Below are 21,205 nucleotides of genomic sequence, written 5' to 3' on the forward strand. Positions count from 1 at the left end.
CGGCAGACGCATCCTGCGCAACGCCCGGACAGCACAAAAGCCTCCAGAGCGCGCAAAACGCACCCTGGAGGCTTTACGCCACGCGGGTCGGGCCTACTTGTCGCCCTTGCCCTTGTCGTCGTCGCCGGAGCCCATGGACTCGTAGATCTCCTTGCACATGGGGCACACCGGGTACTTCTTCGGGTCGCGGCCCGGCACCCAGACCTTGCCGCACAGCGCCACGACGGGGGTGCCGTCGAGGGCGCTCGCCATGATCTTGTCCTTCTGGACGTAGTGGGCGAAGCGCTCGTGGTCACCGTCACCGTGGGAGGTCTGCGGCGTCGGCTCTACGAGGGTCCCCGTACCAGTCCCGCGCTCGGGCTCGAGAGTGCTCATAGGCCCAAGGGTACTGAAGGTCACAGACATCAGTTGAGCGAAGGGTCGTCCGGGTACGTCGCCACCATCGCCAGCTCGTTGCGCTGGCGGCGCAGCACCTCGCGCCAGAGCCGCTCCGGGGACGGCGAGGAGACGTCGCCGGGCTCCGACTCGACGACGTACCACGCGCCGTCCACCAGCTCGTCCTCCAGCTGGCCGGGGCCCCAGCCGGCGTATCCGGCGAAGATCCGCAGGGAGCCGAGGGCGGAGGCCAGCAGCTCCGGCGGGGCCTCCAGATCGACGAGACCGATCGCGCCGTGCACCCGGCGCCAGCCCAGCGGTGCCGCCTCCCCGGACGCGCCGCCGGGGACGACGGCGACCCCGAGGGCGGAGTCCAGCGACACCGGGCCGCCCTGGAACACGACGCCGGGTTCGCCGGCGAGATCGCCCCAGCCCTCCAGGATGTCGTTCACGTCCACCGGGGTGGGACGGTTGAGGACGACACCGAGAGAGCCCTCCTCGTCGTGGTCGAGGAGCAGCACCACCGCGCGGTCGAAGTTCGGGTCCGCCAGGGCGGGCGTGGCCACGAGCAACCGCCCTGTGAGCGAGGACACCTCGGTCATGCCAGACATGATCCCGCATCTTCCCTCCCCGTGGGGAGGCAACGGGGGGACGCGAGTGCACGCAGCTCAGGGCGCACTGATGCGTCCCACGCGCACGGACGTGACCGTGACCCCACGTGCCCGGCACGGAACGGTTCGTGTTGTGACAGATCTATGACGTGGCTGGGTCTGACTCAGGCTTACGGAAGGGGGGTGGGGGGCGATTACCCTTTCCCTCCTGGCCCCTGCCCGACTCCACGGAACGCGAGATTCATGACCGTCAACGACGATGTCCTGCTTGTCCACGGCGGAACCCCGCTGGAGGGCGAGATCCGTGTCCGCGGTGCGAAGAACCTCGTACCGAAGGCCATGGTGGCAGCGCTGCTGGGCAGCGCGCCGAGCCGACTCCGCAATGTTCCGGACATCCGTGACGTACGGGTCGTACGGGGCCTGTTGCAGCTGCACGGTGTGACGGTCCGTCCGGGGGACGAACCCGGCGAACTGGTGATGGACCCGACGCGCGTGGAGAGCGCGAACGTCGCTGACATCGATGCCCACGCGGGTTCGAGCCGTATTCCGATCCTCTTCTGCGGCCCCCTGCTGCACCGCCTCGGCCACGCGTTCATCCCGGGCCTCGGCGGCTGCGACATCGGCGGCCGGCCCATCGACTTCCACTTCGACGTGCTGCGGCAGTTCGGCGCGCGGATCGAGAAGCGGGCGGACGGACAGTACCTGGAGGCGCCGCAGCGGCTGCGGGGCACGAAGATCCGGCTGCCGTACCCGTCCGTGGGCGCGACCGAGCAGGTGCTGCTGACGGCAGTGCTCGCCGAGGGCGTCACCGAGCTCTCGAACGCGGCCGTCGAGCCCGAGATCGAGGACCTGATCTGCGTCCTTCAGAAGATGGGCGCCATCATCGCGATGGACACCGACCGGACGATCCGCATCACCGGTGTGGACCAGCTCGGCGGCTACAACCACCGCGCCCTGTCCGACCGCCTGGAGGCCGCGTCCTGGGCGTCGGCCGCGCTGGCGACCGAGGGCAACATCTACGTCCGCGGCGCCCAGCAGCGCTCGATGATGACGTTCCTGAACACCTACCGGAAGGTGGGCGGGGCCTTCGAGATCGACGACGAGGGCATCCGCTTCTGGCACCCCGGCGGCCAGCTGAAGTCCATCGCGCTGGAGACGGACGTCCACCCCGGCTTCCAGACCGACTGGCAGCAGCCGCTGGTGGTGGCCCTGACCCAGGCCACGGGCCTGTCCATCATCCACGAGACGGTCTACGAGTCCCGCCTCGGCTTCACCTCCGCCCTGAACCAGATGGGCGCGCACATCCAGCTCTACCGCGAGTGCCTGGGCGGCTCCGACTGCCGCTTCGGCCAGCGCAACTTCCTGCACTCCGCCGTCGTCTCCGGCCCCACGAAGCTCCAGGGCGCCGACCTGGTCATCCCCGACCTCCGCGGCGGCTTCTCGTACCTCATCGCGGCGCTGGCGGCCCAGGGCACGTCCCGCGTCCACGGCATCGGCCTCATCAACCGGGGCTACGAGAACTTCATGGAGAAACTGGTGGAGCTCGGCGCGAAGGTCGAGCTGCCGGGCAAGGCGCTCGGATAGCACGTGCGGTGATACCCAAAGGGGCGGCCACCCGGTTCGGGTGGCCGCCCCTTTGATGTCACTCACTGTGGTTCGCACACCATGGGCGTACGAACGGCAGGGTTACTTGCCCTTGGCGGCTTCCTTGAGCTTCGAGCCCGCGGAGACCTTCACGCTGTAGCCGGCCGGGATCTGGATGGGCTCGCCGGTCTGCGGGTTGCGGGCGGTGCGAGCGGCACGGTGGGTGCGCTCGAAGGTCAGGAAGCCGGGGATGGTGACCTTCTCGTCGCCCTTGGAGACGATGTCGCCGACCACGTCGGCGAACGCGGCCAGAACGGCGTCGGCGTCCTTGCGGGTCACCTCGGCGCGGTCGGCCAGCGCGGCCACCAGCTCACTGCGGTTCATGTTGTTACTCCCGTGTTCATCTTGCCGTTGAGGCGTCAGATCGAAGCCGATGCTGCCAGGGTCCTCCGTGAGTCCCCGGACCCGGGTCCGTCGTCAGACCCTCGCGCCCAGGGACGCATCCTGCCTCTACCTGCGGCGGGAAAGCCAATCCGGCACCCGCAGGAGTCGTGAGAACACCCTTGGGAGTCACACGAAAAGAGGGCCTGAGCCTGGCCGACACGATAGAGGGCGGCCCGAGGAGTCGGGTTCCCCGACGCGCCGTTGCCAGGCCAGTCGTGGCAATCCTCACAGCCGTCCGCAGGGCTGTCGCCCTACGGCTGCGAGGTCGCCGCCGCCGCGCCGACCGCCTTCGCGGCCTCCCGGACCGCTCCGGCGACCGCCCCCGCGACCTTGTCGTTGAAGACGCTCGGGATGATGTAGTTCGGGTTCAGCTCGTCCTCGGTGACCACGTCCGACAGGGCGGACGCGGCGGCCAGCATCATCTCGGTGTTGACCGTGCGGGACTGGGCGTCCAGCAGACCGCGGAAGACACCCGGGAAGACCAGCACGTTGTTGATCTGGTTCGGGAAGTCGGAACGGCCCGTGGCCACAACGGCCGCGGTCTGACGGGCGATTGCCGGGTCGACCTCGGGATCCGGGTTCGCGAGCGCGAACACGATGGCTCCCTCGGCCATGGCGGCCACGTCGTCGCCGTCCAGGACGTTCGGGGCCGAGACGCCGATGAAGACGTCAGCGCCGCGCACGGCCTCCTTGAGGGTGCCGGTCAGGCCCTCGGGGTTGGTGTTGTCGGCGATCCAGCGCAGCGCCGAGTCCGGGGCGGCGTCCACCAGGTCCTCGCGGCCGGCGTGCACGACGCCGTGGATGTCGGCGACGACGGCGTTCTTGACGCCCGCGGCGAGCAGCAGCTTCAGGATGGCCGTACCGGCCGCGCCGGCGCCGGACATGACGACCCGGATGTTCTCGATCGCCTTGCCCGTGACACGCAGCGCGTTCTTGAGGGCGGCGAGGACGACGATCGCGGTGCCGTGCTGGTCGTCGTGGAAGACGGGGATGTCGAGGGCCTCGCGCAGCCGGGCCTCGATCTCGAAGCAGCGGGGCGCGGAGATGTCCTCCAGGTTGATGCCGGCGAAGCCCGGGGCGATCGCCTTGACGATCTCGACGATCGCGTCGGTGTCCTGGGTGTCGAGGCAGATCGGCCAGGCGTCGATGCCGGCGAACCGCTTGAAGAGGGCCGCCTTGCCCTCCATGACGGGCAGCGCGGCCTTCGGCCCGATGTTGCCCAGGCCCAGCACGGCCGAGCCGTCCGTCACGACCGCAACGGAGTTGCGCTTGATGGTGAGGCGACGGGCGTCCTCGGGGTTCTCGGCGATCGCCATGCAGACGCGGGCCACGCCCGGCGTGTAGACCATGGACAGGTCGTCACGGTTGCGGATGGGGTGCTTCGACGCCATCTCGATCTTGCCGCCGAGGTGCATGAGGAAGGTCCGGTCCGAGACCTTGCCCAGCGTGACGCCCTCGATGCCGCGGAGTTCCTCGACGATCTCGTCCGCGTGCGCGGTCGACGAGGCCGCGATGGTGACGTCGATACGGAGCTTCTCGTGACCGGATGCGGTGACGTCGAGGCCGGTCACCGAGCCTCCGGAGGACTCCACGGCGGTGGTGAGCTGCGAGACGGCGGTTCCGCTCGCGGGCACCTCCAGCCGGACCGTCATCGAGTAGGAGACGCTGGGCGCCGTTGCCATGGCCGACTTCCTCTGCTTTCACCTGACGCTGAGTTGTGCCGTCCGATCGTCGCACCTACCGCTGAGTAGCAGGTAGCCACCCTCAATTGCGAACGTTTTGTTCGCGGAACAGGCCAGCAAAAAGAGACCCACGTCACGTATGACGTGGGTCCCTTCGTAAGTCAGGCGGCACCGACCCGCCATGCTCGCCTCGCGGCAAGTGGTCGCTCGTAGCGACGATGGTTGGGCCCGGGGGCTTGGATCGGGCCGGTGCCACATCCAGGCTAACAAACAGATCCCGTAAGGCCATTCCCGTACCGGGAGTTCATTTCGCCGGCAAGTGGGTATCGGGGGCGCGGTCGCCGGATGGACGGTAATCAGTCCCTGAGCAGGTCCGGTACTCCCGCCGCGTCCGGCTCGTCCCGGTCCGCCGAGACGACCGTGAGCTGCTGGGTGGCCCGGGTCAGTGCGACATAGAGCACACGCAGACCGGCCGGGGACTCGTCGGCGATCTCCGCCGGGGAGACCACGACCGTCGCGTCGTACTCCAGGCCCTTCGCCTCCAGGCTGCCCAGTGCCACCACCCGGTCGCCGAGCCCGGCGAGCCAGCGCCGGGCCTCCTCGCGGCGCTGCATGGCGACGACCACGCCGACCGTGCCGTCGACGCGCTCCAGCAGCCGGGCCGCCTCGGCGCGGACGGTTTCGGCCAAGGTGTCGCCCACGACCGTGAAACGCGGCTCGACGCCGGTGGAGCGGACCGCCTTCGGGGACGGGGAGCCGGGCATGGCCAGGGCGAGCACCTTCGAGGCGAGATCGGCGATCTCGGCCGGGTTGCGGTAGTTCACGGTGAGCTCGAAGCGGCGGCGCGGGCGGGTGCCGAGAGCCTCGTCGCGGGCCTCGGCGGCCTCGTCCGGGTCGGACCAGGAGGACTGGGCCGGGTCACCGACGACCGTCCAGGTGGCGTGCCGGCCGCGGCGGCCGACCATGCGCCACTGCATCGGGGTGAGGTCCTGGGCCTCGTCGACGATGACGTGCGCGTACTCGGTGCGCTCCTGCGCGAGGCGCTCGGCGCGCTCGCGCTGCGACTCCTCGCGCACCGGCATCAGCTCCTCCAGGCCGGTGAGCTGGTCGAGCGGGTCGAGCTCGCGCCTCTTCCGGGGCCGGGCGGGGGCGCCGAGGATCGCCTGGAGCTCGTCGAGCATCGCGATGTCGTGCACGGAACGGCCCTCGCGCTTGAGGGAGCGGGCGACCTTGCGGATCTCGCCGGGGTTGAGGATCCGCCGGGCCCAGCGGCCGAGGCGCCGCTCGTCGGCCATGGCGTCCAGGACGGCCGCCGGGGTCAGCTCGGGCCACCAGGCGTCGAGGAACGCGATGAATGCGTCCTCGGAGGTGATGTCCTCGTCGAAGGAGGAGCGCAGCTCGGCGGCCAGCTCCGGGTCGGTGTGCCGGCCCGCCGCGCCGGACCGCTCCCACAGGGCGTCCAGGAGGAGCTTGCGGGCGCGGGGGCGCAGCAGGTTCACGGGGGCGGTGCCGCCGAGGACGGCGCGGCGGATGTCCGCCAGCTGCCCGGCCTCCAGTTCCAGGCGGCGACCGAAGGCGACGACGCGCAGCCGCTCCGGTGAATCGTTCAGCTCCAGGGCTCCGCGCGCGGCCTTGCGCAGCACCTTGAGCATGCGGGACGAGCCCTTGGCGCGGGCCACGGAAGGGGAGTCGTAGAGCGTGGCCTCGGCGCCGTCGACGAGTGAGCCGATGGCGCGGATGGCGACCTGGCCCTCCTCGCCGAGGGAGGGCAGCACGCCCTCGGTGTAGGCGACGAGCAGCGGGGTCGGCGAGACGATCAGGATGCCGCCCGCGTACCGGCGGCGGTCCTGGTAGAGGAGGTAGGCCGCGCGGTGCAGGGCAACGGCGGTCTTGCCGGTGCCGGGGCCGCCCTCGACGTACGTCACGGAGGCGGCGGGGGCGCGGATGACCAGGTCCTGCTCGGCCTGGATGGAGGCGACGATGTCGCGCATGGTGTGGCTGCGGGCCTGGCCGAGCGCGGCCATCAGGGCGCCGTCGCCGATGACGGGCAGCTCGTGGCCGTCGAGGAAGGCCGTCAGCTCGGGGCGCATCAGGTCGTCCTCGACGCCGAGGACCTTGCGGCCCTTGGAGCGGATGACCCGGCGGCGGACGACCCGGCCGGGGTCGACCGGGGTGGAGCGGTAGAAGGGAGCTGCGGCCGGGGCCCGCCAGTCGATGACCAGCGGGGCGTAGTCCTGGTCGAGGACACCGATGCGGCCGATGTGCAGCGTCTCGGCGATGTCGGCGGTGTTGTCCTCCCGGACCGCGCCCTCGGCGGGCTCCACAGCGGTGTACGCGCCGTCCGGGCCCTTCTTGCCGTCCTTGCCGCGCAGCAGGTCGATACGGCCGAAGAGGAAGTCCTCGAACTCGTTGTTCAGCCGGCTGAGGTGTATGCCGGCCCGGAAGACCTGGGCGTCCCGCTCCGCGAGCGCGCCGGGCGTGCCGACCTGGCCACGCTGGGCCGCGTCGTTCATGAGGAACTCGGCCTCGTGGATCTTCTCCTCGAGGCGCCGGTACACCCGGTCCAGGTGTTCCTGTTCGACGCTGATCTCTCTGTCTCTCAGGGAGTCGAGCGCGGTTTCCTGCTGAGCCTGAGCGGCCACCGGGCCCCCTTCTGACGTGCTGGGCAGCCGTCCACCGTACGCGAAGGGGACCCGGTAAGGCTACGCGTCGACCTCGACCAGCCGCTTGCCGTCGAAGGTCACTACCTCGAAGTGGTCGATCTCGTTCGGGTCGAAGGCGGCGCCGCCCTGGACGTACAGGGGCTCCTTGGCCTTCTCGGACTTGGCGTCCGGGAGGCCGTAGCCCCATTCCGGGACGGACCAGGAGGACAGGGTCTCCCGCTCGCCGTTCTTGCCGACCGCGACGAGGGCGCACTTGAGCGGGCCCTTGACGTTCTTCAGCTCCGTGACCACGCCCGTCCCCCAGTCCTTCTTCTGGAGGGCGACCGTCGCGGTGACCTTGGTGCTCGGGTCGGTGGCCGAGATCTTGTCGGAGATGCCGTCGAAGGCCTCCTTGGCGGGGCTGGAGGCGAGCGGACGGTTCTCCGCGCCGCCGCCGTCACCGCCGCTGTTCGTCGCGACCGCGACGAAGGGGCCGCCGATGATCAGCGCGCCGGCCGCGGCCACCATGTAGAAACTGCGGCGGCGCTTCTGGGCGCGGCGGTCGGCGACCTCGTCGACCAGCTTCTCCACCAGGCGCGGCCGGGGCTTCGCGGACAGCGACTCGCCGATCGCGGGTGTGCCGGAGCCGGGCAGGTCGGCGAGGGCGGCGAGCATCGGCTCCATGCCGGCCAGCTCGTCGAGCTGCTGGGCGCACCATTCGCAGGTCGCGAGGTGGGCTTCGAAGGCGGTTGCTTCGGCGTCGTCGAGGATGCCGAGAGCGTAGGCGCCGACGGTCTCGTGCTCGTTCGGCACCGGAGATTCCTGCATGGGTCCAGACATACCCATGCCTCCCGTACCGAACCCCTGGTTACCCCCGTAAACACTCATCACGCCGTCACCCCCCGCTCCTCCAGTGCCAGCTTCATCGAACGCAGGGCGTAGAACACCCTGGAGCGGACGGTGCCGCTGGGTATGCCCAGGGTTTCGGCCGCCTCATTGACCGTACGCCCCTTGAAATACGTCTCGACGAGCACCTCCCGGTGGGCGGGGGTCAGGTCGTCGAGTGCGTCCGAGAGAGTCATCAGCCACAGCGCCTTGTCGATCTCGTCCTCCGCGGGGATGACCTCCAGCGGCGACGGGTCGACCTCCTGCGGCCGGGCCTGCCGGCTGCGGTGGCCGTCGATGACGATGCGCCGGGCGACCGTCACCAGCCAGGGGCGTACCGATCCGGTCGCTCTGTTGAGCTGACCGGCGTTCTTCCAGGCACGGATGAGCGTCTCCTGCACGACGTCCTCGGCGCGCTGCCGGTCTCCGGCGACCAGGCGCAGGACATACGCAAGCAGGGGTCCGGCGTGTTCGCGGTAGAGCGCACGCATCAGCTCCTCGTCGGGTTCCGAGGGCTGGGACATGCGATGTCGGGCCCTCGGTGCACGTTCATTGGCCACGACGGAATCCTTGCGCACGCCCACCTCCGGTGTCCGGGGGTTCCCCCAGTCGGTCGCTCCACATGCCGTACGGACGCGAGGCTTTGGGTGTTCAAAGTGGCGTGACAGATTTCTTCGAAGTGACGTGACGAGGGGGACATGGGAGCACATTCCCACCGCGCGATCTTTACATTTCCGCCACATCGACCAGATCAAGCCAGGCTTTCCCTACGGGTGCGTAGGTAAACGGCATGTAATCGAAATCACTTCGACAGTGCGTCCACAGAAGTCGCATTTAGGACAGGGAAATTGGATGCAGCGACCACCCAACACCCTTGGCCCGATGGGCAAAAGGGACTTAAGCCCGGGTGAGTGCCGCGCGGCGGCGGTGCCGGGCGACCCGTTCGCGGTTCCCGCAGACCTCGCTGGAGCACCAGCGCCTCCTGCGTCCCCGGGAGGTGTCGAGGTACACGATCCGGCAGTTGTCGCCCTCGCACTGGCGCAGGGCCGCGCGGGCGACGGGGTCGGTCAGCAGGTCCACGGCGTCCCGGGCGACGGCCGCGAGCAGGGCGGGGCAGCCGGGCGGGCCGTCCAACTGCCGTACGAGCTCGCCGTCTCCCCCGCGGACGGCGCGCGGGGCGGGGGGCGCGGTACGGGCGAGGTCGTTGACCCGCGCCAGCGCGAAGTCGTAGGCCCGGGCTCCGGATCCCGTCCAGCCGCGCACCAACCGGTCGATCTGGCCGCGCAGTTCGCGGAAGGCGGCCAGCCAGGCGGCGTCGGCGTGGGCCAGGGCGGTGTCCGCCGGGACCAGCCCGGAGCCGGTGATCCAGGCGCGCAGCACGTCCACGGAGCCGAGCCGTTCCTCCGGATGCGTGGTGGAGAGCAGGTCGAGGCAGATCCGCCCGGCATCGAATCGCAGCTCGTACGGGGCCGTGGCCGTACCCAGTGCCATGTGCCTGTCACCGCCTAGGGGTGCACCCCGGTCGCGAGAGGGTCAGTGAGGTGCCAGTGAGAGGGCTGGGAAACCGTTCCCTCTTACAGTGCCTGCCCACTCCGGCGCCGGAAACCCCTCGCGCGGGCCGGTCGCGTGCGGGGCGGCTTCGCCAAGGCCCGGGTTCCGGCCGTGGCGGGCCCGCCGCCCCCGTCGGCATGCGGCGGGCATCGGCGTAACCCGCGTGGCGGTATCTCGCTCAACCCGCGGACGCGCTCACGCGTCCGCGTACTTCGTGTCCGCTGCCGGGTCCAGGGCGAGGCGGTATCCCCGTTTGACCACTGTCTGGATCAGTTTCGGGGTGCCGAGGGCCGTGCGGAGCCGGGCCATGGCCGTCTCGACCGCGTGTTCGTCGCGGCCGGAGCCGGGCAGGGCGCGCAGGAGTTCCGCGCGGGCGACCACCCAGCCGGGGCGGCGGGAGAGCGCGCGGAGCAGGGACATGCCGGCGGGCGGCACGGGCTTGAGGTCGTCGTCGACGAGGACGGCGTGGCCGCGGATCTCCACCCGGTGCCCGGCGATCGGCAGCGCGCGGGCCCGGCCGGGCAGTTCCTTGCAGAGCAGCTGGACCAGGGGGCCGAGCCGGAAGCGCTCGGGCTGGATCGTGTCGAGGCCGCGGGACTGCAGCGGCAGGGCGGTGACCGGGCCCACGCAGGCCGGCAGCACGTCGTGGCTCAGGGCCTCCAGCACCTCGGGGAGCATCCCGCGCTCCTCCGCCCGGGAGAGCAGGGAGGCCGCGGCCGGGGCACTGGTGAAGGTCAGCGCGTCCACGCCCCGGGAGACCGTCGCGTCCAGGAGGCGGTCCACCGGGGCGATGTCCTCCGGCGGCATCCACCGGTAGACGGGCACGCCCACGACCTCGGCCCCGCCCTCGCGCAGCGCCTCCACGAACCCGGGCAGCGGCTCACCGTGCAGCTGGATCGCGATCCGCAGTCCGTCGACGCCCTCCTCCAGCAGCCGGTCGAGCACCTCGGCCATGGACTCCGACGACGGCGACCACTCCTCCGTGAGCCCGGCGGCCCGGACCGCGCCCTTCACCTTGGGCCCGCGGGCCAGGATCCGTGCGGCGCCGAGCCGGGACAGCAGATCGTCGCCGAGTCCCCAGCCGTCGGCGGCCTCGACCCAGCCCCGGAAACCGATCGCGGTCGTGGCGACCACGATGTCCGGCACCTGACGGATGAGCTCCTTCGTCGCGCCCAGCAGTTCGCTGTCGTCGGCGAGCTGCACGATCCGCAGGGCAGGGGCGTGCATGACGGCGGCACCGCGCCGCTGGAGCAGCGTTCCCAGCTCGTCGGCCCGGCGCGCGGCCGTCACACCCACGGTGAAACCCGCCAGGGGGCCGTGGTCCGGTCGCTGTTCTTCCTCGTACATGGCTCTCGTCCCGCACTCGAGTCGTCGTACTGATGGGTACGGCGTACCTACATGCCGATCGAGCCTGTCAACGGCTCGTGACAGGCTCGGATCGGCTTGATGTCGACGGTGTTACGTCACACCTTGGCGTAGCTGAGCTGCGGCTCCGCCTCCGAGGTCGCCGTGGTGGCGGGTACCCGGGAGGTCGTGCGGCGAAGGTATACGGCCCAGGTGACCGCGAAGCAGACCGCGTAGAAGGCGAGGAAGGCGACGAACGCCCCGGTGCCGGAGCCGTAGGAGAGGAAGGACTGGCGGAAGGCGAGGTTGATGCCGACGCCGCCGAGCGCGCCCACCGCGCCGATGAGTCCCATGGAGGCGCCGGAGAGGCGACGCCCGTAGGCAGCGGCCGCTTCACCCTGCAGCCCCTTGGCGAGGGCCTTGTTCTGGAAGATGCCCGGGATCATCTTGAACGTCGAGCCGTTGCCGAGCCCGCTGAGCACGAACAGCACCACGAACGCCACGGTGAACAGCGCCAGCGACTTCTCCATCGAGGCACCGATCAGGACCGCCGTGGCGACGCCCATGCCGACGTAGTTCCACAGGCTGATCTTCGCGCCGCCGTACTTGTCGGCCAGCCAGCCGCCCAGGGGCCGGATCAGCGAGCCGAGGAGCGGACCGATGAAGGTGACGTACGCCGCCTCCAGCGGGGTGCGTCCGAACTGGTTCTGCAGGACCTGTCCGAAGGCGAAGCTGTATCCGATGAACGACCCGAACGTGCCGATGTAGAGGAAGGACATGATCCACGTGTGGGCGTCCCGTGAGGCGTCCTTGGCGGCACCGGTGTCGTTCTTCACGTTCTCGATGTTGTCCATGAAGAGCGCGGCCATGACGGCGGCGACGAGGATCAGCGGGATGTAGATCCCGAGCAGCACGCGCGGTCCGCCGCCGGCGCCGATGATCGCGAGGGCGGCCAGCTGGATCACCGGGACGCCGATGTTGCCGCCGCCCGCGTTCAGGCCGAGCGCCCAGCCCTTCTTCCGCAGCGGGAAGAAGGCGTTGATGTTGGTCATGGAGGAGGCGAAGTTGCCGCCGCCGATGCCCGCGAGCAGACCGACGAGGAGGAAGGTGGAGAAGGAGGTGCCCGGCTCCATCACGGTGAACGCGGCGACGGTCGGGACGAGGAGGAGGCCGGCGGAGATGATCGTCCAGTTCCGGCCGCCGAAGATCGCGACAGCGAAGGTGTAGGGGACGCGGACGACGGCGCCGACGAGCGTGACCATCGAGGTCAGCATGAACTTGTCGGCCGGGGTCAGCCCGTACTCCGGGCCCATGAAGAGGACCAGAACGGACCACAGGGTCCAGATCGAGAACCCGATGTGCTCGGAGAGCACGGAGAAGAAGAGGTTCCGGCGGGCGACCTTCTCGCCCGTCTCCTTCCAGAAGGTCTCGTTCTCCGGATCCCAGTGCTGGATCCAGCGTCCGCCCCTGCTCGGGGGTGCGGGTGCCGTGCCAGGACCTGTCATGACGCCTCCACTTGCTCCGGGATTCGGTCGTTCTATGAGTGCTGATCCCGAAGGTAGGGAGGACGCGTTTCGTGACTGTGCCAGCGGGTGACCGCGAGGGAACTTTGCTCTCACCCCGGCCTGGGACGGGATGAGAGGTCCGGTGGCGTCGGGTCAGCGCTGCGGGGGCCGGCCGTGGGGATTCTGGTGGCTGTGGGGCTGCTGTTGCTGGGGGTACTGCTGGGCGTACGGGCCGGGGGGCTGCTGAGGGGGATACGGCGCGGGGGCGGGCTGGGCCGCGTACGGGCCCGGGGCGGGCTGGGCGGGGGTCGGCCCGCCTCCGAAAGGTCCGGGGGCCGGCTGTCCAGGGTACGGGCCGGGGGCGGGCTGTGCGGGATACGGTCCCGGGGCCGACGGGCCTCCGTACGGGCCGGGGGCCTGCTGCTGCCCGGGATACGGGCCGGGGGCCGGCTGTCCGGGGTACGGCCCCGGGGCCGGCTGGGCGTACGGCCCCGGCGCCTGCTGGCCGTACCCCGCGGGGGCGCCTGCGGCCGGGGCGGGCATCCCGCCGGGCTGACCCGGCACTCCCGGATGCCCGGGCACTCCGGGCTGACCCGGCGCACCCGCGTACCCCGGCGTCCCGGCCGCCTGCCCGCCGCCGTACGGCCCTGCCCCGAACGGATTGCCGTGCCCCGGCAGCTGCGCCCCTGGCGGCAGGTACCGCACCCGCCCGTTCTCATCCGTCACCGGCATGAAGCCGGCCGCCTGCAACCGCGCGGCGAACTTCGTGTTGCGCTTGCGCGTGACCAGCAGCCCGATGCCGAGGATCGCCATGATCACGAGCCACACCGCACCCGCCGCGATGAAGTCGAAGGACTCACCGCCGGACCGGAAGGCGAGGACCACGCAGCCGATCGTGACGCCGAGCGCCCCGTAGCCCATGCGCTTCTCGGCGTGTCTGCCGGTGAGGTCGAAGTTGATGCGGGCCTTGAGGAGCTCGAACGCGTCCGGCACGAGCGGCGGGAGGGAGACGCCGTCGCCGGCGCCCGGGTACTGCGCCCAGTTCTGTGCGGCCCGGGCCCGGGCCTGCGGGCTGGGGTCGGGCAGGATCAGCATGGTGAGCGCGCCGTTGCGGCCGCTGCTCTGCCGGACGTCCGCGTACTCGTAGCCGAACTGCTGGGCGACGAAGGCCAGCCGGGCGAGCTTCTTCACGGATGCCATCGGGCTGGTGAGCTCGACTGGTTCTCCGCTCGCCATCAGCCGCAGCATCTTCTGTGTCTGCCGCTTACTCATCCACCGCTCCCCCGGACGCCCACTGGGCACAGTTGTTCACATGCGCAACCCGGGCAGTTTTCCACACCGGGAAAGACCGGGGGAACGGGGTCCCGTTATCCTCTAGCGGACCCCATACGGGAAGGGGAGAGTCCATGTCCGCTGAGTCGGGGGCCGAAGGGCCCGGGACGCGGCGCCCGCAGCGCTCCTTTGCCGCAAACGTGGCCTTCGGAGCGGGCATGCTCCTCGTGCTGGCGACGGCGACGCTCGGCGCGTTCGCGGCCGTGGCCCTGCTGGGCGGGGCGGTGGACACGGCTCCGCTGTCGAGCATGGTGCCGGAGGACGGCACCAACGCCCTGGTCGTGGGAGGCATCGCGGTCGGCGGGCTGACCGGGCTGATGCTGCCGGTGATCCTCTTCGGCATGGTGCGAGGGAACGAGACCACGCCCCGGGTCGGCCCGGGGGCCGCGGCCCGCAAGGTGCTGGCCGTGCTGGTGTTCGACATCTGGCTGCTGATCGTGGCGCTGCTCGTCGCCCAACTGGGGTGGTTCCTCCCGGCTCAGGTCACTACTGTCGTCGCCGTCTTCGCCGTCGGGTTCAGCTGGATGCCGCTCGCGATGGTCCCCTGGGAGCGGTTCGGTCTCGGCGATGTGTTCGCCAAGCGCCGGGGTCCCGCCGCGTCACGCCAGGCGGAGTGAGTCCGCCAGCTCGTCGGCGACCTCGACGAGCTCCGCGCCCAGCCCCAGGGACGTCCACAGCAGCCGGCATTCCAGCGCGGTGGGGTGTTGCCGCGGCAGGACGTAGTGGGCCACTCCCTCCACGACGGTTCCGCTGTCCGCGTCCGGGTCCGTCGGCTCCTGGCGGTGCACGCGCAGGGCAGGTCCCAGCGGCAGTTCGACCTCGGTGAGGATCTGCTCCCCGCCGAAGTACGGGCCTTCCGCGCGTTCCGCCTCGGCACGGAAGGCGGCCAGGGTCCGGGATTCCGCCGGGACGGTCAGCTCCCGCACCGTGCAACCGGCGACGACGGGCCCGTCCTGGGGTGCCAGGACCGCCGCGCACAGGGCGCCCTGCCGCACCGCCGCGCCCCAGTACCAGAGCAGGTCCGCCGCGAAGGCCTCACGCCACGGCTCGGGGACGTCACCGCCGAGGTGCTGTCCGGCGAGGGTGCGCGCCCAGTCCTCGGGGTCCTCGCTCTCCAGGTCCAGGACCAGCCAGTTGTGGTGGGCGGGAAGTGCGACCCGGCACTCCCGCCAGTCGGCCGGGTTGGTCATGACCGCGCTCACCGTCCGGCCAGGGACGCGTCGGGGCCCGTGACGTCGATCTCCGGCTCGCCGCCGAACAGGCCGACGAAGCTGTTGGTGTCGGAGGCCGCGCCCGTCCCGGTACCGCCGAGGCCGACGGCGTTGTACGCCATGGCCTGCTTGAACGCGTCGGGCGTGCCGATGAACCGCAGGTCCGCCGGGTCGATGTTCTTGATGCGCGCGAGTTCGTCGACCATGCCCGGGCCCGCGTACATGCTGGCAAGACCGCGCGGCCCGGCGGCGGTGTAGGCGTCGCGGGCCGCCGAGAGGTTGTCGCCGACCTTGAACAGGTCCCGCCAGTTGCCCCGGATGCTCGCCAGGTCGTCCGCGAAGGAGCTCGGCAGTCCGCGGAAGGCCGCCCGCAGGCCGACGTCGGGCAGCGCCGCCCCGGGACGCGCTCCGGCCCGCGCCCCGACCATGGACTCGACGAGCGCGCGGCGCGCGGCCGAGTTCATGCCCGGGTTCCAGCCGCGCACGTACTGCGTGGCCGCCGTCCAGACGCGGCTGCGGCCGACGGTGGCGGCGGCCTTGGCGCCCGCGGAGAAGACGCGTCCGATGCCGAACGTGGCGAGGCCCAGCACGTCGATCGCCACGTCGCCCCAGGAGCCGTCGCCGTTGATGGCGAGCAGCACATGGCAGACCAGTGAGATCGCGGTCATGACCAGGGCGATGGTGCCGAGCACTCCGGCCAGGGCCTGTCCGATGACGGGGATCCAGCCGACGAGCAGGGACAGCACCCCGCAGACGGCGGCGATGGCTCCCGTGATGTCGCTGACGAGTTTCAGGGTGTCCCGCAGGTCGTCCAGCCAGCCGTCGTTGAGGCCGTCGCCCTCGGTGGTGTCGTGGATGCGCTGGGCGGCCTTGTCGCCGGCCTCCTTGTGACGGGTCTTCAGCGAGGCGAGCTGGCCGCGCAGCCCGTCGAGCCCCTCCTGGAGGTCGGTGACCGCCTTGTCGAGCTTGTCCTGCCCGGCGTCGTCGGTGCCCTTCGGCGGGTTGTCCGCCTTGGACTTGGCGGTGGACAGGCTGTTGTGCTTGGTCTCCGCCTGGGTGAGGAGTTTGTCCGCCTCCCCCTGGATGGTCTCCAGTTCGGTGGAGTAGTCCTTGAGGGCGACTCCGGCGTCCGCGTAGCGGTCGTGGGCCTTGCTCACGGTCTTGGCGGTGTCGGTCGCCTTCTCGGCGAAGGCGCGGCCGGCCTCGGAGTCCCAGCTCTCCAGGTTGCCGATCCGGCGCAGCGCGTCGGCGGTCTTGGTGATGGTCTCGGCGGTGGCCGTGAACCGGCGGGCGAGGGCCTTCATGTCGGTGACGTCGCCGGGCACGGGGTCGCCGCTCTCCCCCAGCACCTCCCACCGGTGGTCGGCGGGGCGGGTCACTTCTTCTTCCCCTTGCCCGTGAGCGCGTCGTACAGCGCGGTGTCGAGCGCGGTGTAGGCCTTCCCGGCCTCCTGGGCCATCTTCCCGAGCCCCTGGATCTCCTCGATCATCTTCTTGCGGTTGTCGTCCCAGCCGTCGGAGAACTCCTGCAGCCGGTCGTGCAGCGTCTGGTGTCCGACCGTGCGGCGGTCGTAGGCGTCCATGAGCTTGTCGAGCCCTTCCAGCTCGGTCGCCACCGTCCGCAGGCCGGTTCCGGCCGTGTCGAGATCCTGCGTCGAGACCCTGAGCTTGCCGCTCACTCCCGCTCCTCCCCCGTCCGCTCCTCCTGACGGTGCTGCCAGCGCAAGGTTCCGGCCACCGCGTCGAACAACTCCACCATGGCGTCCGCGATCGGCTCCAGCGGTGTGCTGAACGTCAGCATCAGCACCTCGTCGCGGTCCGGGACCGGTACGAAGTACTCGACGACGGTGTCCTCGAACTCGGAGCCCAGCTTGCGCGACTGCTTCGTCCGCTCCTGCCGCCGGAGCCGGGCCACTCGGCCCACGGCGGGCAGTGTCTCCAGCGTGACCTCGCCGGAGCCGGCCAGGGCGGCGACGGCGTCGAGTCCGTCGAACCTCTCGTACAGGCGGGAGACCAGCAGGGAGGCCGACAGCGGGATGCCGCCGGCCTCCAGGAACGACAGGTACAGCACCACGCCGCCCTGCTGGACGGCGGCCTCGGCCGTGCCGAGCAGCTGCTCCTCGGCCTTGCGGCGCAGTACCGGCTGGTCGTCGACGCCCGCGAACTGCCGCTTGACCAGGGCGCTCACGGACGCCTCGCGGCGGTCGGCGGGCAGGAGCGGAATGCGGTACCAGTCCTCGGGTGTGATCAGCCCGAAGACCGGCGCGCGCGGTCCGGCCGGCTCAGCTGTCGGTGCTCGTCTCACTGTCGTTCTCTCACCTGCGACCGAAAAGGGGCCCTGGACAAGGGCCGCTCATCGTCCGCCCCCGCCGATGACGGCCCAGCTTAGCTGCCGGTTACCGCCCGCCTCCGGGTCCCTCGAACCCTCACCCGAGGCGCACTATTCGGCCACAACCGGGGTTTCCGCTTCGCCGCGACGTCCTCGACCCAGCCGAACGCCAGGGTCGCTGCGCCGATCAGGGGCCAGACCAGGACGAACATCCAGATCGTGTACGTGGAGTCCAGGGCGGAGACCGCGCTGTCGCTCTGCAGGAACGGCAGTTCGTAGAGGAGGTCGAGGATCGGGACCGTGGCCATGATGAGGAGGTTGTGCCAGAGGTAGATCGTAACGGCGCGGTTGTTGGAGAGGGTCACGAGCTTGTCCCACCTGGCGAGGCGGCCCGGGAGTTCGCGCCAGGACGGGGAGTACTGGAGAAGGATCACCACGAAGCCGAAGGACCAGGCCGCCTGGGCCAGGGGGATGTCGTTCAGGTCCCAGCCGTCGGGGCCCAGGTGGCCGGAGGCCCACCACAGGCCGAACGCCATCAGCAGGGACGCGCAGGAGATCGACAGGTAGCGGGGGATCTGCTTGAGCAGGCCCTCGTGGTGGGCGAAGCCCAGGACCCAGCAGCCGCCGTAGACCGCGAAGTCCGTCACCGCGTTGCCCGTCTCGCCGGGGATCTTCACCAAGCCCGTGCCGACGACCGCCGTGAGGCCCAGGGGCGCCAGCAGCGTCGGCCACGGTGCCCGGCGGAACGCCCACAGCAGCAGCGGGGAGGCGATGACGAACCACAGGTAGGCCCGCAGGTACCACAGCGGACCGGCCGCCTGCACCGCCCAGGTGTCCTCCAGCAGGCCGGACTTGGCGCCGAGGTGCCAGGGGAAGGGCGGGGCGCCGACGGGGAAGACGTAGTTGACCAGGTCGATCAGGCCCCAGGTGCCTCCGTGGTCCGGGTCCTTCAGCGGGTTCCAGCCGCCCGCGAACATCATCGCCAGCACCACCACGCTGAACGCCCAGAGCGGGGGCAGGAGCCGGCGGATCCGGCCCCGGATCACCCCGAGCGCCGGGCGCTTCAGCGAGCGCGCCATCAGGGAGCCCGCCAGCGCGAACATCACGCCCATCGACGGGAACAGCACCGTCAGCCACGCCCAGCCGAACAGGTGGTAGACGACGACACGGACCAGGGCGATCGAGCGCAGCAGGTCCAGGTAGCGGTCACGGCCGCCGCCCTGGCGCGGCGCCGTGTCCGGGGCGGTTTCGCCCGTGGCCGCGGGGTCCGTCGTGCGCTGCTGCGGGATGCCGTACGACGGCGGCCCCGGCATGCCGGACGCCGCCGATGACGTGGGGATCGGGTTTCCGTGGGTCATGCCACCGGCCTCCGCTCGTCACTGCTCTGGGACCGCTGGCGCGGCACGGGGCCGCCGCCGGGTGCGTCGACGACACCGGTGCGCCGCAGCTTCTGCCAGCGCAGCCGGCCACCGGTGAGGGCGGTGATCCAGGACTGGAGCAGGACGACGTACATGAGCTGTCGGTAGAGGATCTGCTGCAAGGGCAGGGAGACGAGGTGGGTCATGCGCTCACGATCGAGTCGGAAGGCGTAGGCCGCGCAGACCGCCTGGATCGCCAGGACGCCGAGCCACGCCATGATCGTCTTCTGGGTGGGGCCGAACACGAGGCCGTAGACGAGGAACACGTCGATCAGCGGGGCCAGCAGGGGCGCCACGACCATGAAGAGGGACACCAGCGGCAGGCCGACACGGCCGAAGCGGCCCGAGGGGCCCTTGTCGACCAGGGCCCGGCGGTGCTTCCAGATGGCCTGCATGGTGCCGTACGACCAGCGGTAGCGCTGGGACCACAGCTGCTGGACCGTCTCCGGCGCCTCGGTCCAGGCACGGGCGTTCTCCGCGTAGACCACGCGCCAGCCGTCGCGGTGCAGGGCCATCGTGATGTCGGTGTCCTCGGCGAGCGTGTCGTCGCTCATGCCGCCGACCCGTTCCAGCGCGCTGCGGCGGAACGCCCCGACCGCGCCGGGGATCGTCGGCATGCAGCGCAGGACGTCGTACATGCGGCGGTCGAGGTTGAAGCCCATCACGTACTCGATGTGCTGCCAGGCGCCGATGAGGGTGTCCTTGTTGCCGACCTTGGCGTTGCCCGCGACCGCGCCCACCCGCGGGTCGCCGAAGGGCTGCACCAGTTCACGCACGGTGGACGGTTCGAAGACCGTGTCGCCGTCCATCATCACGATCAGGTCGTAGCGGGCGTTGGCCACACCGCGGTTGAGCGCGGCCGGCTTGCCCGCGTTGAGCTGGCGGACCACCCGGACGTTGGGCAGGCCCATGGCCTCCACGATCCGTGCCGTGCCGTCGGAGGAGCCGTCGTCGATGACGAGGACCTCGATGGGGTGGTCACTGGCGGCGAGGGAACGGACCGTGTTCTCGATGCACTTGGCCTCGTTGTACGCCGGGACCAGGACCGACACCGGTTCGGTGACCGGCGCTCCCCAGCGGAAGCCGCGGCGGCGCACCCGGCGTGCGTGCATCCCGGAGAGCAGCAGCATCAGCACGAAGCGGCCGATGACGAGGGTGCCGACGATCGCGAGGCCGACGACCAGGCCGTCGGTGAGGTGCTCCGAGGCCTGGACCAGGAAGATCCACGCCGTGCCCTTCCACTGGTCGAGGCCGGTGACCTGGGAGTGCGCGCTCGGTGCGTCGAGGGCCTCGGTGAGGTTGTCGAACGCGTAGCCCTTCTCGCGCAGGTCGGGCAGCATGCGGTCCAGTGCCGCGACGGTCTGGTGCCGCTCGCCGCCGGAGTCGTGCATCAGGACGATCGCGCCCTTGCCGCCCTTGGGCGTGGCACGGCGGACGATCTCGGCGACGCCGGGCTTGCGCCAGTCCTCGCTGTCGGTGTTGTTGACGACGGTGATGTAGCCGCGGCGGCCGATGTACTCGGTCACCGGCCAGGACCTGTTGTCCATGGCGTCGGCGAAGGAGGAGTACGGCGGCCGGAAGAGGGAGGTGCGGATGCCCGCCGCGCCCGAGAGGGCGAGCTGGTTCTGGGACAGCTCCCAGTCGATGCGCTTCTTGGACTGGTAGGACAGGTCGGGGTGGTTGAAGGTGTGCAGACCGACCTCGTGGCCTTCCTCGACCATGCGCCGGACCAGGTCCGGGTAGCGCGAGGCCATGGTGCCGGTGACGAAGAAGACGGCGTGCGCGTCGTGCTTCTTCAGTACGTCCAGGACCTTCGGGGTCCAGACCGGGTCCGGGCCGTCGTCGAAGGTGAGGACCAGGTGGCGGTCGGGCACGCGCAGGCTCTCCGTGCGGCCGCTGCGGGTGTCGATCACCGGGCCGCCGTTCATGATCTTCTCCGGCACCTGGTCGGTGGCGGCGGGCGGCCGGACCCGGTGGTCGGCGAGGATCTCGCTGTGCACGTAGCCGCGCAGCATGAGCATGGCCATCAGCGCGACGAGGACGAGCAGGGGCAGCAGCAGGCGCAGGGGCAGGCGGCGCCTGGAGCCGCCACGGGCTCGCGGCGCGGGCCCCGAACGGCGGGTATGGGATGCCATGGGTGGTGGTACTCCGGGGTGGTGCGGGGACGAAGTGCTGCGGGGACGGGGTGGTGCGGGCACGGGGCCGGCATGCTCAGCGGCGTCATCAGGTCCCTCCGCTCCAGCGGGACCGGGAGCTCTGGGCCTGAGGATCTGGGGCGCCGGAGCGCCCTTCC

At 70.8% G+C, this 21,205-nt stretch carries 19 protein-coding genes; 2 read left to right on the plus strand and 17 right to left on the minus strand.

All coding sequences use genetic code 11. The features are described from left to right. Positions 1-93: 93 nt before the first annotated feature. Positions 94-375 carry a DUF3039 domain-containing protein gene (locus tag ACH4G3_RS10175; protein ID WP_010039914.1) on the minus strand — a complete coding sequence of 94 codons (282 nt, stop codon included), beginning with the start codon at positions 373-375 and terminating at the stop codon, positions 94-96. A 29-nt stretch (positions 376-404) separates the two neighbouring features. Further along, the gene (locus ACH4G3_RS10180; protein WP_010039913.1) at positions 405-977 is read right to left on the minus strand and encodes a YqgE/AlgH family protein; all 573 of its coding nucleotides are present in this window, start codon (positions 975-977) and stop codon (positions 405-407) included. A gap of 252 nt (positions 978-1,229) precedes the next feature. Here ACH4G3_RS10180 and murA point away from each other — a divergent pair, with 252 nt between their 5' ends. Continuing rightward, positions 1,230-2,570, plus strand: coding sequence for a UDP-N-acetylglucosamine 1-carboxyvinyltransferase (murA, locus tag ACH4G3_RS10185; protein WP_020274546.1), 1,341 nt, complete (start codon positions 1,230-1,232; stop codon positions 2,568-2,570). A 102-nt stretch (positions 2,571-2,672) separates the two neighbouring features. On the opposite strand, the gene ACH4G3_RS10190 is transcribed toward murA, so the two are convergent. The 9 genes from ACH4G3_RS10190 to ACH4G3_RS10230 form a co-directional block, all read right to left on the minus strand. Beyond that, positions 2,673-2,954: an HU family DNA-binding protein gene (locus ACH4G3_RS10190; protein WP_003990598.1), complete on the minus strand. Its 282-nt coding sequence runs from the start codon at positions 2,952-2,954 to the stop codon at positions 2,673-2,675. 311 nt (positions 2,955-3,265) lie between these two features. Beyond that, positions 3,266-4,696 carry an NAD-dependent malic enzyme gene (locus tag ACH4G3_RS10195; RefSeq protein WP_397624019.1) on the minus strand — a complete coding sequence of 477 codons (1,431 nt, stop codon included), beginning with the start codon at positions 4,694-4,696 and terminating at the stop codon, positions 3,266-3,268. 356 nt (positions 4,697-5,052) lie between these two features. After that, a complete protein-coding gene (locus ACH4G3_RS10200; RefSeq protein ID WP_397624020.1) occupies positions 5,053-7,338 on the minus strand; it encodes a HelD family protein in 2,286 nt (761 codons plus the stop codon). Positions 7,339-7,398: 60 nt separating this feature from the next. Further along, a complete protein-coding gene (locus ACH4G3_RS10205) occupies positions 7,399-8,226 on the minus strand; it encodes an anti-sigma factor family protein (protein WP_397624021.1) in 828 nt (275 codons plus the stop codon). After that, complete coding sequence (locus ACH4G3_RS10210; RefSeq protein ID WP_010039908.1) at positions 8,226-8,747, minus strand: sigma-70 family RNA polymerase sigma factor; 522 nt, start codon at positions 8,745-8,747, stop codon at positions 8,226-8,228. The genes ACH4G3_RS10205 and ACH4G3_RS10210 overlap by 1 nt, the downstream gene beginning before the upstream one ends. 373 nt (positions 8,748-9,120) lie before the next feature. Further along, a complete protein-coding gene (locus ACH4G3_RS10215) occupies positions 9,121-9,714 on the minus strand; it encodes a CGNR zinc finger domain-containing protein (RefSeq protein ID WP_397624022.1) in 594 nt (197 codons plus the stop codon). A 255-nt stretch (positions 9,715-9,969) separates the two neighbouring features. Next, positions 9,970-11,121: a uroporphyrinogen-III synthase gene (locus ACH4G3_RS10220; RefSeq protein ID WP_397624023.1), complete on the minus strand. Its 1,152-nt coding sequence runs from the start codon at positions 11,119-11,121 to the stop codon at positions 9,970-9,972. Between the two features lie 116 nt (positions 11,122-11,237). Next, a complete protein-coding gene (locus ACH4G3_RS10225; protein ID WP_397624024.1) occupies positions 11,238-12,623 on the minus strand; it encodes a nitrate/nitrite transporter in 1,386 nt (461 codons plus the stop codon). Positions 12,624-12,776: 153 nt separating this feature from the next. Then, a complete protein-coding gene (locus ACH4G3_RS10230) occupies positions 12,777-13,895 on the minus strand; it encodes a hypothetical protein (protein WP_397624025.1) in 1,119 nt (372 codons plus the stop codon). 134 nt (positions 13,896-14,029) lie between these two features. On the opposite strand from ACH4G3_RS10230, the gene ACH4G3_RS10235 reads away from it, so the two are divergent. Continuing rightward, a complete protein-coding gene (locus tag ACH4G3_RS10235; RefSeq protein WP_397624026.1) occupies positions 14,030-14,572 on the plus strand; it encodes a hypothetical protein in 543 nt (180 codons plus the stop codon). Here the strand turns inward: ACH4G3_RS10235 and ACH4G3_RS10240 are convergent. The 6 genes from ACH4G3_RS10240 to ACH4G3_RS10265 all read right to left on the minus strand — a co-directional run bounded on the left by ACH4G3_RS10240 (position 14,555) and on the right by ACH4G3_RS10265 (position 21,047). Further along, positions 14,555-15,145 carry a hypothetical protein gene (locus ACH4G3_RS10240; protein WP_397624027.1) on the minus strand — a complete coding sequence of 197 codons (591 nt, stop codon included), beginning with the start codon at positions 15,143-15,145 and terminating at the stop codon, positions 14,555-14,557. The two genes, ACH4G3_RS10235 and ACH4G3_RS10240, sit on opposite strands and share 18 nt — an antisense overlap. Positions 15,146-15,153: 8 nt before the next feature. Beyond that, the gene (locus tag ACH4G3_RS10245) at positions 15,154-16,545 is read right to left on the minus strand and encodes a hypothetical protein (RefSeq protein ID WP_397624028.1); all 1,392 of its coding nucleotides are present in this window, start codon (positions 16,543-16,545) and stop codon (positions 15,154-15,156) included. Next, positions 16,542-16,844 carry a hypothetical protein gene (locus tag ACH4G3_RS10250; RefSeq protein WP_274816682.1) on the minus strand — a complete coding sequence of 101 codons (303 nt, stop codon included), beginning with the start codon at positions 16,842-16,844 and terminating at the stop codon, positions 16,542-16,544. Before ACH4G3_RS10250 ends, ACH4G3_RS10245 begins: the two co-directional genes overlap by 4 nt. Further along, a complete protein-coding gene (locus ACH4G3_RS10255) occupies positions 16,841-17,470 on the minus strand; it encodes a hypothetical protein (RefSeq protein ID WP_397624029.1) in 630 nt (209 codons plus the stop codon). Before ACH4G3_RS10255 ends, ACH4G3_RS10250 begins: the two co-directional genes overlap by 4 nt. 80 nt (positions 17,471-17,550) lie before the next feature. After that, positions 17,551-18,852 (minus strand): acyltransferase family protein, encoded by a 1,302-nt coding sequence (locus tag ACH4G3_RS10260; protein WP_397624030.1) that lies wholly within the window; start codon positions 18,850-18,852, stop codon positions 17,551-17,553. After that, positions 18,849-21,047, minus strand: a complete 2,199-nt coding sequence (locus tag ACH4G3_RS10265; RefSeq protein ID WP_397624031.1) for a bifunctional polysaccharide deacetylase/glycosyltransferase family 2 protein — start codon at positions 21,045-21,047, stop codon at positions 18,849-18,851. Before ACH4G3_RS10265 ends, ACH4G3_RS10260 begins: the two co-directional genes overlap by 4 nt. Between the last annotated feature and the right edge of the window lie 158 nt (positions 21,048-21,205).

The sequence above is a fragment of the Streptomyces afghaniensis genome (assembly GCF_044327915.1).
In the GTDB taxonomy this organism is placed as follows: domain Bacteria; phylum Actinomycetota; class Actinomycetes; order Streptomycetales; family Streptomycetaceae; genus Streptomyces; species Streptomyces afghaniensis.